Below are 14,443 nucleotides of genomic sequence, written 5' to 3' on the forward strand. Positions count from 1 at the left end.
TGTGTCCTTCGAGGATTTTCTCTACCACAAGTACCTTTTTTAATTCTGTTTTGGTCAATGTCACTATCTCCTGTCCCATAGTGACATTATCTCAGAACAGTTATGGTATGACATTATCACGGAATAGTAACAAAGCGATTGGTTAAGGGTTGATTTCTTGGAGCGGTTGCACTATAATACGAGTATACGGAAGAACCGTAACAAAGCTGAATGAATCTTTGTTGCGGTTTTATTTTGAACCTTTAATCGAATGTATGTTCGATTCTGGGCGCAATACTCCCATTTTATTATGAGCGAAGGATGTGAGTTTCTTGACGGACCGTCGCGCAGCATTGGATATGGCGTTACGCAACATTGAGAAGCAATTTGGCAAGGGATCGATCATGAAGCTGGGGGAATCCACCCATATGCAGGTGGAGACGGTCTCCAGCGGCGCGCTTGCCCTGGATATTGCCCTTGGGGTGGGCGGATTCCCCCGAGGCCGGATTATTGAAATATACGGGCCGGAATCGTCCGGTAAGACGACCGTCTCGCTGCATGCGATTGCCGAGGCGCAGAAGGCGGGCGGACAAGCAGCCTTTATCGACGCGGAGCACGCGCTCGACCCGGTTTATGCCAGCAAGCTGGGCGTGAACATTGACGAGCTGCTGCTTGCGCAGCCGGATACGGGCGAGCAAGGACTGGAAATTGCCGAGGCGCTCGTACGCAGCGGCGCGGTCGACATTATCGTCATCGACTCGGTAGCGGCTCTCGTTCCGAAGGCAGAGATCGAGGGAGAGATGGGCGATTCCCACGTCGGCCTGCAGGCGCGTCTGATGTCGCAAGCGCTGCGCAAGCTGTCCGGCGCGATCAGCAAGTCCAAGACGATTGCGATCTTTATTAACCAGCTGCGGGAGAAGGTCGGCATCATGTTCGGCAATCCGGAGACTACGCCGGGTGGACGCGCGCTGAAGTTTTACTCCACGGTGCGGCTCGACGTGCGCCGCGTGGAATCGATCAAGCAGGGCAACGATGTTGTGGGCAACCGCACGCGCATTAAGGTCGTCAAGAACAAGGTGGCGCCGCCGTTCAAGCAGGCGGATGTCGATATTATGTATGGCGAGGGCATCTCGAAGGAAGGCAGCATCATTGACATCGGTGTCGAGATGGACATTATCAACAAGAGCGGCGCATGGTTTTCCTACGAAGGAGAGCGGCTTGGACAAGGTCGTGAGAACGCCAAGCAGTTCCTGAAGGATAATCCGCAGGTTGCGCATACAATTGAAACGAGAATTCGCGAGGCCGTCAGCTTGATTCCGCAGAAGGGTCAACCGGACGTGGACGATGAGGCAGAGGAAGAGCTTTTGCTGTCCGAGTAAATGAATGATAGCAGAAGAAGGCGCCTCATACGAGGCGCCTTCTTTCCATTTGCCACTGATTAAGGCGATGACGAAGCTAGCTGTGCGCTAAATTAGCGAAGAGACTGGAGGCAGCGGGATGAGCGGGGCAGGGGTTACGATTACGGCGGTGGAAGCCGACGGCAAGCAGAAGGGACAATATCGTGTCCACCTGGAAGACGGCCGACAGCTGGACGTTCACGAGGACGTGCTGGTCAAGTATCGGCTGCTGAAGGGGGAGACGCTTGATGCGTCGACGATCCGCCGCATTCGGCAGGAGGAATCCGCGCAGGAGGCGATTCAGCAGGCGCTGCGCTGGCTGTCCGTGCGCGCCCGTTCCGAGCAAGAGCTGGTGCAGGGACTCAAGCAGAAGGGATACGCCCAGAAGATCATCCTGCAGGCGGTAAGCCGATGCCGCGAGCTTGGCATGATGGATGACCGGGCGTTCGCCAGACAGCTGACTTCACACCGCTCCCGCATCCAGCGCAAGGGAAAGCGGCTGATCGAGCAGGAGCTCAAGCAGCGCGGAATAGAGCAGGACGATATAGCGGACGCTCTGGCCGAGACGAATACGCAGCAGGAACGGGACAATGCGTTGAACTGGATTCGCAAGAAGTGGCCCGCTCTGAAGGGAGACACGCGAGTCCGCAAGCAGAAAATGGCCGCATTCTTGTACCGCAAGGGCTTCGATTCCGCGCTCATTCGGGACAGCCTGCGCGCCTATATGGAAGAAGCGGAAGAGGCGGATGCGGGCGAGTTGGATTGGGAATAGCCGCTCGACGCCCCGCAAGCTTCGACAAATTCGGCAATCCCCCTCTTGCAGCTGCAGGCATAATTCCCTCATTTACAAATCTCCCTATTCATTCATCTTGACAATCTGAATTTACAAAAGATACAATATGTAAGTACTTCTATTCACATTCTTGTGCTGGAAGTCCCTGCAGTTTTTTTCTTTCTGCAGGTAATCTTTCGCCCATTTTCACATTCGCCTGCATCTAAGAAATTCCGACAAGTTTCACAGGCGAACGATTGTCGGACGGACATCGCCATGCGGCGTGAACTGCTGCGTTGGCGGACGGACACATTGTCATGCGCAAGAAAACGTAATCAAATGAATTTTGAAAACCAAAGCTTTTTATGACAACCAACACATTCGCTTGCATCTTGCAAAGGGAATGACGAGGAGGTGAGCAGGTGGATCCAATCATCGTGCTCTTGATTGTTCTCGTAGTTGGCGCTTTATGCTTTGGGATTGGTTATTTTATCCGGAAGTCCCTTGCCGAGGCGAAAATTGCCAGTGCGGAGGCCAGGGCTGAGCAGATCGTGGAGCAAGGCCGCAAGGATGCAGAAGCGCTGAAGAAAGTCACTGTCGTGGAAGCAAAGGACGAGGTTCATAGACTCCGGGCTGAGGCTGAGCGGGACATTCGCGACCGACGCAATGAGGTGCAGCGTCTCGAAAGGCGATTGCTTCAGAAAGAGGAATCGCTGGATAAGAAATTAGAATCTTTGGAGCGTAAAGAAGAAAAAATTGCCAACAAAGAGAAACGGATTGAAGAGACACAAGAACAAATCGATGAACTTTACCGCACCCAGGTAGCGGAGTTGGAGCGGATCTCGGGTCTGACGACCGAGGACGCCCGCAAAATTATATTGGGCAATGTGGAGCAGGAAGTGCGCCACGAAACCGCCCAGTTGATCAAGGACCTGGAGCAGCAGGCGAAGGAGGAAGCGGACAAGCGCGCGCGCGACATTATCTCGCTCGCGATTCAGCGTTGCGCCGCAGACCACGTAGCCGAGACAACCGTATCGGTTGTGGCGTTGCCGAATGAAGAGATGAAGGGCCGCATTATCGGCCGGGAAGGCCGCAATATTCGGGCGCTGGAAACGCTGACAGGCATAGACCTGATCATTGACGACACGCCGGAGGCGGTCATTCTGTCGGGCTTTGACCCGATTCGCCGGGAAATTGCGCGTACAGCGCTGGAGAAGCTGGTGGCCGATGGCCGCATCCATCCGGCGCGAATCGAGGAGATGGTCGAGAAGTCGCGCAAGGAAGTGGATGAGCGCATCCGCGAGTACGGCGAGCAAGCGACCTTCGAAATCGGCGTGCACGGGCTTCATCCGGATCTGATCAAAATTTTGGGTCGACTCCGTTTCCGTACAAGCTACGGCCAAAACGTATTGAAGCATTCGCTCGAGGTTGCACATTTGGCAGGGTTGATGGCTGGTGAATTGGGCGAAGACATCACACTCGCCAAGCGTGCAGGGCTCTTGCATGATATCGGCAAAGCGCTGGATCATGAAGTCGAAGGCTCCCACGTGGAAATTGGCGTGGAAATCGGCAAGAAGTACAAGGAGCATCCGGTTGTGATTAACAGCATTGCATCGCATCATGGCGATACGGAGGCAACTTCGGTAATAGCTGTATTGGTCGGCGCTGCCGATGCTTTGTCTGCCGCGCGTCCGGGAGCAAGACGCGAAACGCTGGAAACGTACATCAAGCGCTTGGAGAAGCTGGAGGAGATTTCCGAATCGTTCGAAGGCGTCGACAAGTCGTACGCGATTCAAGCCGGACGCGAGCTTCGCGTTATGGTCACACCGGAGAAGATCGACGACGCGGAAGCGTTCCGCCTGGCCCGCGACATTACGAAGCGGATCGAAGGCGAGCTCGATTACCCGGGTCATATCAAGGTGACGGTCATCCGGGAAACCCGGGCCGTCGAATATGCGAAATAAGCATAGCATTCGGCACAGCATTGCCGTTACAAGCTAACAGGAAAAGTGGCCAACGGCCACTTTTTTCTGCGTCTGGCGCATAAAAACAGTAGGTTGAAATCATGAGGAGGAGTGCATTATCAAGGTACTATTTATCGGCGATGTCGTAGGCTCTGCGGGACGAGAGGCGGTGCGGCGCATGCTTCCCGCGCTCAAGCAAAAGCATCAACCGGATTTCGTGCTGGTCAATGCCGAGAATGCTGCGGGCGGGAAGGGCCTGACCGAAGCTTTGGCCAGGGATTTCTATTCGTGGGGCGCTGACGGGCTGACGATGGGCAACCATACATGGGACAATAAGGACATCTTTCAGTTCATTGATAGCGAAAGCCGGCTCGTGCGGCCCGCGAACTTCCCTCCGGGAACGCCGGGCCAAGGGATGATGGTACTGAAGAAGCGGGGGAAGTCGCTCGCTGTAATCAATGTGCAGGGGCGAACCTTCCTGCCGCCGCTCGATTGTCCTTTTCGCACGATGGATGCATTGCTCGAACAGTTGGGTACGGAGACTCGCTGCGTATTCGTCGACTTCCACGCGGAGGCGACTAGCGAGAAGATCGCCATGGGCTGGTATTTGGACGGTCGCGCTTCGGTCGTCGTCGGCACGCACACGCATGTGCAAACCCACGATGAACGGGTGCTGCCCGGCGGTACTGCCTATGTGACGGATGTAGGGATGTGCGGTTCGCATGAGGGCGTACTCGGCATGGAGCGGGAGGCTGTGATGCACCGCTTTTTGACCGGTCTGCCTGCGCGCTTTACAGCAGATGAAGGGCCGTGGCAATTCCATGCCGTGCTGACGGAGATCGACGATGCGACGGGCAGAGCCGGTTCGATTCAGCTGATCCGCAAGAGGGAAGACGAATTTATTTACGAGTAGAAGCGCTTTCTTGAAGGAATTTTCTCAGGGATCCTCGAATAAATATAGATACTGGAATCCAAACACTCATCATTCCCTGGGAGGTACTTTTCATGGAAGTATTGAAAGTTTCCGGTAAATCAAATCCGAATTCTGTTGCTGGCGCCTTGGCTGGTGTGCTGCGCGAGCGGGGAAGCGCTGAATTGCAAGCCATTGGGGCCGGCGCGTTGAATCAAGCGATCAAAGCTGTTGCCATCGCCCGGGGGTTTGTGGCTCCTAGCGGTGTGGACTTGATCTGCATTCCTGCGTTCACGGACATTGTGATCGACGGAGAGGACCGCACGGCTATCAAGCTGATCGTGGAACCGAGATAAGCCGACATAGATGCTTTTTCGTGAAGTGCCTGTTTACTTGGTGAACAGGTTTTTTCTTTTGCTTATTTCCTGAAGGGAGGCGGTTGGATCGGATGCATGTATGGGATGGACATTGCGATGTGCTGGCGAAGCTGCTGGAACGTCCGGAGCTGACCTTCGATGATCCCGGTTTGGATGCGAATCGCGCCCGTTTGCGGAGCGGCGGTGTCCGCATGCAGACGTTCGCGATATTTCTGTGCGATCGAAAGCCGAAGCCGACGATGGATGACGCCTTGGAATCGGTGCGCTTGTTCCAGGAACGCATACTGGCTGATCCGGCTTTCATGCCGATTCGTTCGCAGAAGGATGTGGAAGAGCTTAGTAAGGATTTATTGCGAACCGGTGCGATGCTGACGCTTGAAGGCGCAGACGTCATAGAAGGCCGTACAGCCTATCTAAGGGCGCTGTTCGATCTGGGCGTGCGTGCGGTAGGATTGACTTGGAACTACGCCAATTGGGCCGCTGACGGCGTTAGAGAGCCTCGTCAGGGCGGGCTTACGGTGAAGGGGAAGCAATTTGTTCGGGAGTGCAACCAATTGGGCATGATAGTGGATGTGTCCCACTTGACGGAAACGGGCTTCTGGGAGCTGTGCGAGATGAGCCGCAGGCCTTTTTACGCTTCTCATTCGAATGCATACGCGATTTGTCCGCATCCGCGCAATTTGAAGAATGACCAGATTGAAGCGCTGTTCCGCCAGGGCGGCATTATGGGCTTGACCTTCGTGCCCTATTTCCTTCGCAAGGGCAGCGGGGCTGCGATCGATGATGTGCTGCGCCATGTGGAGCATGTGTGCGGCCTGGGCGGGGAACGGCAGCTGACCTTCGGCTCGGATTTCGACGGCATCAATGAATGGGTGCGCGGCCTGGAGCACGCCGGCTGCTATCCGCAGCTGATCGAGGCGCTGCTGCGCCGGTACAGCGAAACGCAAGTGAGGGGTTTTTTATGGGAAAATGCACGACAATTTTTCAATTCCGCCCTGCCCGAAGTTTAGCACGCGATCAGCTGAAAATGGGCCAAGCCTTGTCCCGCAAGGGGGTTGGGCATATAATGTCACAGCTTGGACATGAATCGTTCTCAAAGTTAGAACGATATGATCGAAAAGTTCTATATGTTCGGGCCGGAAATGCGCTTGCATTTTGTCGAACGAAATCTTAATATGGATGATGACACTGAAAAGATATTTTTATCAGCCAAGTTTTCAGCACTTATTTTAGCACCGTTTGGTCTACACTAGGTCTAAACGGATGTGGATCTAACGATCGATCATTAAAGGAGTGGACGTTGTGATTAGCCAGTTGTCATGGAAGATCGGTGGACAGCAAGGGGAAGGGCTGGAGAGTACCGACCGGATTTTCTCTACCGCTTTGAACCGCCAGGGCTATTATTTGTACGGTTATCGGCATTTCTCTTCCCGAATCAAGGGAGGGCATACGAACAATAAAATCCGGATCAGCACGAAGCCGATTCGTGCGATTTCCGACGATTTGGATATTTTGGTCGCGTTCGACCAGGAAACCATTGATCTGAACGCTCACGAGCTGCGCAAAGGCGGAGTGGTGATTGCTGACGCCAAGTTCAATCCGGAGCTCCCGGAAGGAATCGATGCGCGGCTGTTTGCTGTGCCGTTCACTGCAATTGCCGAGGAGCTCGGCACTTCGCTGATGAAGAACATGGTGGCAACGGGCGCTTCCGCTGCCGTGCTCGGCCTCGATGTGGGCATCGTGCAGAAGGTTGTGGAAGAAGAATTCGGCCGCAAGGGCGCGGCAGTCGTAGAGAAGAACTGTGAAGCGGTTGCAAGAGGCGCCCAGTTTATTCTGGACGCCGCAGAAGCTTCGCTTGACGAATTCAAGCTGGCGGAAGGCGACGGCGAAGGCCGCTTGTTCATCATCGGCAACGATGCCATCGGCCTGGGTGCGCTTGCCGGGGGCTGCCGCTTCATGCCGGCCTATCCGATTACGCCTGCTTCTGAAATCATGGAGTATTTGATCAAGCGTCTTCCGGAATACGGCGGCACAGTCATTCAGACCGAAGACGAAATCGCTGCCGTCACGATGGCGATTGGCGCCAACTATGGCGGCGTGCGGGCATTGACGGCATCGGCTGGTCCAGGTCTGTCGCTGATGATGGAAGCGATCGGGCTGTCCGGCATGACCGAGACGCCGGTTGTCATTGTGAACACGATGCGCGGTGGTCCAAGCACGGGCTTGCCAACGAAGCAGGAGCAGAGCGACCTGAATGCGATGATCTACGGCACGCACGGGGAAATTCCGAAGATCGTCCTTGCGCCAAGCACGGTGGAAGAGTGCTTCTACGATGCGATTGAAGCGTTCAACTTGGCTGAGAAATATCAATGTCCGGTTATTCTGTTGATCGACCTGCAGCTTGCGCTCGGCAAGCAAACGGCCGAGAACCTTGACTTCAGCCGTGTCAAGATTGATCGCGGCTATCTCGTAAGCAATCCGGAGCCAGCAGGCGATGACCAGCTGTTCAAGCGCTACGCCGTTACGGAAGACGGCATCTCGCCGCGGGTTCTGCCGGGCACGAAGAACGGCCTGCATCACGTGACAGGCGTCGAGCATGACGAGGAAGGCAGACCGTCCGAGAATGCGGTCAACCGCAAGAATATGATGGATAAGCGTCTGCGCAAGCTCAATCACATTCAGGTGACCGATCCGATCAAAGCGGATGCGCCTTATGACGATGCAGACCTTCTGATCGTCAGCATGAACTCGCTCGGAGGCACCATCGATGAAGCGCGCGGCCGCTTGGAGAACGACGGCATCAAGACGAATCATATGACGATTCGCCTGATTCACCCGTTCCCGACGGAGCTGGTGAAGGAGCAGATGGACAAAGCGAAGAGGGTGCTTGTCGTGGAGAATAACGCGACAGGGCAATTGCGAGACCAAATCAAGCTGCATGTCGGGCAGGCCGAGAAGCTCAACAGCTTGTTGAAATATGATGGCAATCCGTTCCTTCCGGCAGAAGTGTATAACCATTCCAAGGGGTTGATGTAAGATGGCGACATTTAAAGATTTCCGTAACAAGGTGAAGCCGAACTGGTGCCCCGGCTGTGGGGACTTCTCCATTCAGGCAGCGATTCAACGGGCAGCGGCCAACGTTGGCCTGGAGCCCGAGGATCTGGCGGTAGTTTCCGGCATCGGCTGTTCTGGACGTATTTCCGGCTATATTAACGCATACGGCTTCCACGGCATTCATGGCCGCGCACTTCCGATCGCGCAAGGTCTCAAGATGGCCAACCGCGAGCTGACCGTCATTGCTTCCGGCGGCGACGGCGACGGCTTTGCAATCGGGATGGGTCACACGATCCATGCGATCCGCCGCAATATCAACATCACCTATATCGTGATGGATAACCAGATTTACGGCTTGACGAAGGGCCAAACCTCGCCGCGAAGCGCATTCGGCTTCAAGACGAAGAGCACGCCGGCTGGTTCGATCGAGTCCGCGCTCTCCCCGCTGGAGATGGCGCTGGCTGCAGGAGCCTCTTTCGTTGCCCAATCCTTCTCCAGCAACCTGAAGCAGCTGACTTCGCTGATTGAGGAAGGCATGAAGCATGAGGGCTTCTCCTTCATCAACGTGTTCAGCCCGTGCGTGACTTTCAACAAGATTAACACGTACGACTGGTTCAAGGAGAATATCGTCGATCTCGACGAATCATCTGATTATGATCCGTCTAACCGCGTGATGGCGATGTCCAAGATCATGGAGACGAACAGCCTGGCTTGCGGTCTGATCTATCAGGACAAGTCGCGTCCAAGCTACGAGAACCAAGTTAAGGGCTTCCGCGAACAAGGGCTTGCCTTGCAGGATCTGACGATCACTGAGGATGAATTCAACAAGCTGGTAGCGGAGTTCCGCTAAGCGTATAAGAGGGAGGCATGAGAGCGACAGGCTCTTGTGCCTCTTTTTTTGTTTCACCGGCAGAATAGGGTATACTGAGAGAAAGAGACAATTCGACGCGAAAGGTGTGGATTTGCATGGAGAGCAAGCAAGTGCCGATTGGCGTGTCCGCCAGACATATTCATCTGTCGAAGGAGCATATTGCGATCTTGTTCGGCGACGGGGCGGAACTGTCCGTACTGAAGGAGCTTTCCCAGCCGGGGCAATTTGCAGCAAATGAAACCGTCGAGGTCGTAGGGCCAAAAGGTTCTTTTCCCAAAGTGCGCATTCTTGGACCGGCTCGCGGCAAGACACAGATCGAAATATCCCGTACAGATGCCTTCTCGATCGGCGTCCCGGCGCCTGTGCGCGAGTCCGGCAATATCGCGGGCAGTCCTGGCGTGACCGTGAAAGGACCGAAGGGAGAGGTCGTCCTGGAGGAAGGAGTCATTGTGGCAGCGCGGCATATCCACTTCCACACATCGGATGCGGCCAAGTGGGGCATTGCGAACGGCGATCTGCTGCGGGTTCGCGTGAATGGAGAGCGTCCGCTGGTCTTCGAGGATGTCGTTGCCCGGGTGTCCGACAGCTTCGCGCTGGATATGCATATCGATACGGATGAAGCCAATTCCGCCGGCTGCAAGACAGGCGATGCGGGCGAAATTTTGTCCTAATTTTGTCCAATACGGATTTGTCAAGGGATTTCACGAGAGTTCCTCACTCTTTCCATAGATTATCGACTGTGATCATGCTATAATGATGGAATGAGTTCGACGAGAAGGGAAGTGAGGAGTATGGCCAAAGAGACGAAGGATTACAGCAAATACTTCGATTTTTCCAACGCAAAAGTGTTGAGCGAAGATGAGAATGGCAAGCGCATCCGCATTGCCGGACGCGATATTCATATCGTCTCGGAGCCTTCCTACAAGGAAGAGAAGCGCCGCGGCAAGGAAGAAGTGCAGGTGCTCTACGATACAGAAGTACCTGAAGAGATGAAGGGTTTCGGCGATGGCCGATTTTATCATATAACGACATACGGCTGCCAGATGAACGAGCATGACACGGAAACGATCAAGGGTATGCTCGAGGCGATGGGGTACAGCTTCGTGGAAGACCGCACGAAGGCTGACGTCATCCTGCTGAATACATGCGCCATTCGCGAGAATGCGGAGGACAAGGTGTTCGGCGAGCTGGGTCACCTGAAGACGCTGAAGACCGAGAATCCCGATCTGATTCTAGGCGTGTGCGGCTGCATGTCGCAGGAAGAATCGGTAGTGAGCCGAATTCTCCAGAAGCATGCGTTCGTGGACGTGATCTTCGGGACGCACAACATACACCGTTTGCCCTACTTGCTGCGTGACGCTTATTTCAACAAGGAAATGGTCGTCGAAGTGTGGAGCAAGGAAGGCGACATTATCGAGAACCTGCCGAAGAAGCGGGAGGGCATGAAGGCTTGGGTCAATATTATGTACGGCTGCGACAAGTTCTGCACGTACTGCATTGTCCCCTATACGCGCGGCAAGGAGCGAAGCCGCCGCCCGCAGGACGTCATTGACGAGGTGCGCGAGCTGGCGCGGCAGGGCTTCAAGGAAATCACGCTGCTCGGCCAGAATGTCAACGCCTACGGCAAGGACTTCGCCGATATGAAGTACTTGTTCGGCGACTTGATGGCCGATATCCAGAAGATCGCTATTCCGCGCGTGCGCTTCACGACCAGCCATCCGCGCGACTTCGACGACCATCTGATCGAGGTGCTTGCCGCCAAGGGCAACCTGGTCGAGCACATCCATCTGCCGGTGCAGTCGGGCAGCTCCGAGATTCTGAAGCGGATGAGCCGCAAGTACAACCGCGAGACGTACTTAGAGCTTGTGCGCAAGATCAAGCAGGCGATTCCGGATGTTGTGCTGACAACCGATATCATTGTGGGCTTCCCGGGAGAGACCGACGAGCAGTTCGAGGAGACGCTGTCGCTCGTGCGCGAGGTCGAATACGACTCCGGCTTTACATTCATCTACTCCCCGCGTGCCGGCACACCGGCTGCGGAGATGGAGGATAACGTGCCGATGGAGGTCAAGAAGGCCCGTCTGCAGCGGTTGAACGATCTGATGGCCGAGATCAGCCTGAAGAAGAACCTGGCGCTGAAGGACCAGGTTGTCGAGGTATTGGTTGAGGGCGAGAGCAAGACGAACGCCGAGGTGCTCTCCGGCCGGACACGGACGAACAAGCTTGTCCATTTCCGCGGGCCGCAATCACTGTGTGGCCAGTTCGTCCATGTTCGCATTACCGAGCCGCAGACGTGGGTGCTCAAGGGCGAGCTCGTCGAGCAGGTGGTTTCGGAGACAGCAGCAGCGCTCGGATAAGCACGAGCTTTCGGATGGCGGGGATTGCATACCATTTGCGAATGAGTTGGTTGCTGTGTGGGACTGGCGATAGAGTTAGCTTGAAGAATTAGCACATATGGCGCCTAAGAATGGGGCTGCATGTCACATAGAACGATGAAAACAAGGAGGCGCGAATCGAATGGACGGACAATCCACTGGCGGACAAGCCCCGGCTTGCTCCACGATGAAGGTGCACTATACGCGGGATCTCATCCTGCGGGAAGATATTATAGCGAAGGCGAAGGAAGTCGCCGAGCTCATGTCCAGCTCCGAAGAGGTGCAGCTGTACCGCAAAGCGGAGAAGATGATTGAGCAGAACGAGAAGGTGCAAAGCCTGATCAAGCAAATCAAGAAGAAGCAGAAGGAAATCGTCGGCTTCGAATATTTCAAGAACGAAGAGATGATCAAGAAGATCGAGGCTGAGATGGACGAGCTGCAAGCCGAATTGGACGGCATTCCGCTCGTACAGCAATTCCAGCAGACGCAGACGGATATCAACTACATGCTGCAGCTCGTCGTATCCGTCATCAAGGACACCCTGTCCGAGAAGATTAACGTCGACAGCGGCGCGGATCTGCCGCCTGCGAGCTGTAGTGATTGATGGGAGCGGGGCCAGACTAGATAGGTTGAACTAGTGAGCTGTTGCTGTTCGGGAGTTCGCGAGCAGAATGAAAAGATGCAATTGTGCAAGCATTCATTCGAAAACAGCGCCAGATCAGCCATTAACTGCAAAAATACATCCTTTCTGTGGCCTATTGGCTAGATCCAGCCATTTCAGGATTTGAAAGCTGCAGATTCGCAGGAATTTCATGAAAATCTCTCTCCAGCATAAGCAATGCCTGCATTTTATGAAGGAAATTAAGCACGACAATGAAATCTTCCTGTATCAAATGGTCGTAGTCTTGTGCAGGCCAAGTACGATATTTCATGGAAACAACTACTATCGTTGAACCTCTATAGCCTGCGCAAGTCACGCAGTTGTTCGAATAACAGAAACAGGAGTCTCATCCGAAAGCATCGGAGACGTATCGAATGGAGAATGCCGTCGAACGTCTCTTTTTTTATTTCCATATGGTGGTTTGTGGATTATAATGGATGAAAGGAATGGTAAATGTTGCGGATTATTGTTGAGTGGAGGAGTGCTCGTCAGTTGAGCTTAACCTTGGTGCGGTATGATAAAGCGGTGGTGAGTGTCGTAAGGACTATCCCGGGAAGGGTTTACATTCCGGCGTAACGGGTTTGGCTAATCCCATTCAAAGAGGTCGCGATAGACATGTTGCTGCATGCGCTGCCCTCTTGCATTCCGGTCGTGCAGAACAGCTTGCTTCGGGAATGTATCTGGCTATTGCGACGGTTGGAGAGGCATCATCTCTATGAAATGAGAGCGGACCCTCCTGCATTTGTCCCCCAACAGATAAACGAACCCGCGCTTCGTAAGGCGTTGCAGCTGCGTGGATACAGCACGAAAACAATGAAAGCCTATTGTGGTCAGGTTAAGAGGTTTTTGAATCATCTTCAAGAGGCAGGACGACCATTAGGCAAAGGAGCATTGCATAATTACACGCATGCTTTGCTGCAACTGGGCCGTTCTTCCTCCTATGTGAATCAGGCGATCAGCGCAATCAAGTTTTATGTGAAGCATGTTCTGCATGGAAAGAAGGAAGATGTGGCCTACGTCAGACCGAAGCGAGTTCAAACGCTTCCCCATGTGCTGAGCCAGGGAGAGGTCAAGAAGCTGTTTGGCTCATGTAGACAATCTGAGGCATCTGGCCATCTTTGAGGGTTACGGGTAGGTGAAGTCGTTCGCTTGCAGCTTCGTGATCTCGATTTCGCTCGCAGAACGATTCGTGTCCAGCAAGGGAAAGGCAAGAAAGACCGCCAGACCTTGCTATCCGAAACAGCTCTTCGCGCCGTGCGCCACTATGTGGAACGGGAACTGCCCAAGGTTTGGCTCTTCCCTGGACAAGATAACCGAAGACATCTCACAGAAAGGACCGTTCAGAAGGTATTTAATCAAATCGTAAAAAAAGCAGGTATTCAAAAGAAAGTTAGCGTCCACGCGTTGCGCCATTCTTTCGCGACACATCTATTGGAGAGTGGTACGGATCTTCGATACATTCAAGAGCTGCTCGGGCACGAAAGCAGCCGCACCACGAGCCGTTACACGCATGTCAGCACGAAGGAAATCCGTCGCATCCCCAACCCGCTTGATCGTATCTGGCCGGACTCTGATCACGAATACAATTAAGTTTTCGCGAGGGGGATAGGCGTTACAACATTGTACGAAATCTTACACGATTGCCGAACTACGCTTATCCATATATTATTAGCGTATTGGCGAAAGTTCGTAAATAAGACGTTAGAGGAAATTGGCTAAAATCATATTGAAAGTAGGGAAAAGGATGAAGAAACAGAAAGTTCTGCACTACGATGCATTTTCTTCTGTTGCAAATAAAGGTAATCCAGCAGGTGTTGTATTACATGCGGATTACTTAGATGATGAATCGATGCAATCGATCGCTAAAGCAGTAGGATTTAATGAAACTGTTTTTGTAGTACGATCAGATAAAGCTGATTATAGACTTCGATACTTTACACCAGGTCATGAAATCAACTTATGTGGTCATGCAACAATTGGGTCGATGTTTTGTTTGAAAAGCTTAGGGATTATAGATAAATCAGCGAGTCTGTAAACTATTTTGTGTAAACTCTCAACCTCTTTCATTTGAGGTACAATAGAA

Annotated in this window: 13 protein-coding genes and 1 pseudogene; all 14 read left to right on the top strand. The window is 53.6% G+C overall.

Annotation, left to right across the window (positions count from 1 at the left end; all coding sequences use genetic code 11):
• Nucleotides 1-311 precede the first annotated feature (311 nt).
• The 14 genes and pseudogenes from recA (at nt 312) to XYCOK13_RS18925 (ending at nt 14,395) form a co-directional block, all read left to right on the top strand.
• The gene (recA, locus tag XYCOK13_RS18860; RefSeq protein ID WP_213413795.1) at nt 312-1,358 is read left to right on the top strand and encodes a recombinase RecA; all 1,047 of its coding nucleotides are present in this window, start codon (nt 312-314) and stop codon (nt 1,356-1,358) included.
• A gap of 118 nt (nt 1,359-1,476) precedes the next feature.
• On the top strand, nt 1,477-2,148 hold the full coding sequence (locus XYCOK13_RS18865; protein WP_213413796.1) for a regulatory protein RecX: 672 nt from the start codon (nt 1,477-1,479) through the stop codon (nt 2,146-2,148).
• Nucleotides 2,149-2,570: 422 nt separating this feature from the next.
• Nucleotides 2,571-4,112: a ribonuclease Y gene (rny, locus tag XYCOK13_RS18870; protein ID WP_213413797.1), complete on the top strand. Its 1,542-nt coding sequence runs from the start codon at nt 2,571-2,573 to the stop codon at nt 4,110-4,112.
• A 118-nt stretch (nt 4,113-4,230) separates the two neighbouring features.
• Complete coding sequence (locus XYCOK13_RS18875; RefSeq protein WP_213413807.1) at nt 4,231-5,025, top strand: TIGR00282 family metallophosphoesterase; 795 nt, start codon at nt 4,231-4,233, stop codon at nt 5,023-5,025.
• Between the two features lie 92 nt (nt 5,026-5,117).
• A complete protein-coding gene (locus XYCOK13_RS18880) occupies nt 5,118-5,378 on the top strand; it encodes a stage V sporulation protein S (RefSeq protein ID WP_213413798.1) in 261 nt (86 codons plus the stop codon).
• A 92-nt stretch (nt 5,379-5,470) separates the two neighbouring features.
• A complete protein-coding gene (locus XYCOK13_RS18885) occupies nt 5,471-6,409 on the top strand; it encodes a dipeptidase (RefSeq protein WP_213413799.1) in 939 nt (312 codons plus the stop codon).
• A gap of 292 nt (nt 6,410-6,701) precedes the next feature.
• The gene (locus XYCOK13_RS18890; RefSeq protein WP_213413800.1) at nt 6,702-8,435 is read left to right on the top strand and encodes a 2-oxoacid:acceptor oxidoreductase subunit alpha; all 1,734 of its coding nucleotides are present in this window, start codon (nt 6,702-6,704) and stop codon (nt 8,433-8,435) included.
• Between the two features lies 1 nt (nt 8,436).
• Nucleotides 8,437-9,303, top strand: a complete 867-nt coding sequence (locus XYCOK13_RS18895) for a 2-oxoacid:ferredoxin oxidoreductase subunit beta (RefSeq protein WP_213413801.1) — start codon at nt 8,437-8,439, stop codon at nt 9,301-9,303.
• Nucleotides 9,304-9,419: 116 nt separating this feature from the next.
• Complete coding sequence (gene pduL, locus XYCOK13_RS18900; protein WP_213413802.1) at nt 9,420-9,995, top strand: phosphate propanoyltransferase; 576 nt, start codon at nt 9,420-9,422, stop codon at nt 9,993-9,995.
• Nucleotides 9,996-10,115: 120 nt separating this feature from the next.
• Entirely contained in the window at nt 10,116-11,681 is a 1,566-nt protein-coding gene (miaB, locus tag XYCOK13_RS18905; protein ID WP_213413803.1) for a tRNA (N6-isopentenyl adenosine(37)-C2)-methylthiotransferase MiaB, read from the top strand.
• 160 nt (nt 11,682-11,841) lie between these two features.
• Nucleotides 11,842-12,303: a YlbF/YmcA family competence regulator gene (locus XYCOK13_RS18910; RefSeq protein WP_244865266.1), complete on the top strand. Its 462-nt coding sequence runs from the start codon at nt 11,842-11,844 to the stop codon at nt 12,301-12,303.
• 777 nt (nt 12,304-13,080) lie between these two features.
• Nucleotides 13,081-13,482: a phage integrase N-terminal SAM-like domain-containing protein gene (locus XYCOK13_RS22050; RefSeq protein ID WP_280520920.1), complete on the top strand. Its 402-nt coding sequence runs from the start codon at nt 13,081-13,083 to the stop codon at nt 13,480-13,482.
• Nucleotides 13,483-13,494: 12 nt separating this feature from the next.
• Nucleotides 13,495-13,950 (top strand): annotated as a pseudogene (locus XYCOK13_RS18920) (tyrosine-type recombinase/integrase); the annotation flags it as partial.
• Nucleotides 13,951-14,104: 154 nt separating this feature from the next.
• On the top strand, nt 14,105-14,395 hold the full coding sequence (locus XYCOK13_RS18925) for a PhzF family phenazine biosynthesis protein (protein WP_213413806.1): 291 nt from the start codon (nt 14,105-14,107) through the stop codon (nt 14,393-14,395).
• The last annotated feature ends 48 nt before the right edge of the window (nt 14,396-14,443 follow it).

It is taken from the genome of Xylanibacillus composti, assembly GCF_018403685.1.
GTDB lineage: Bacteria > Bacillota > Bacilli > Paenibacillales > K13 > Xylanibacillus > Xylanibacillus composti.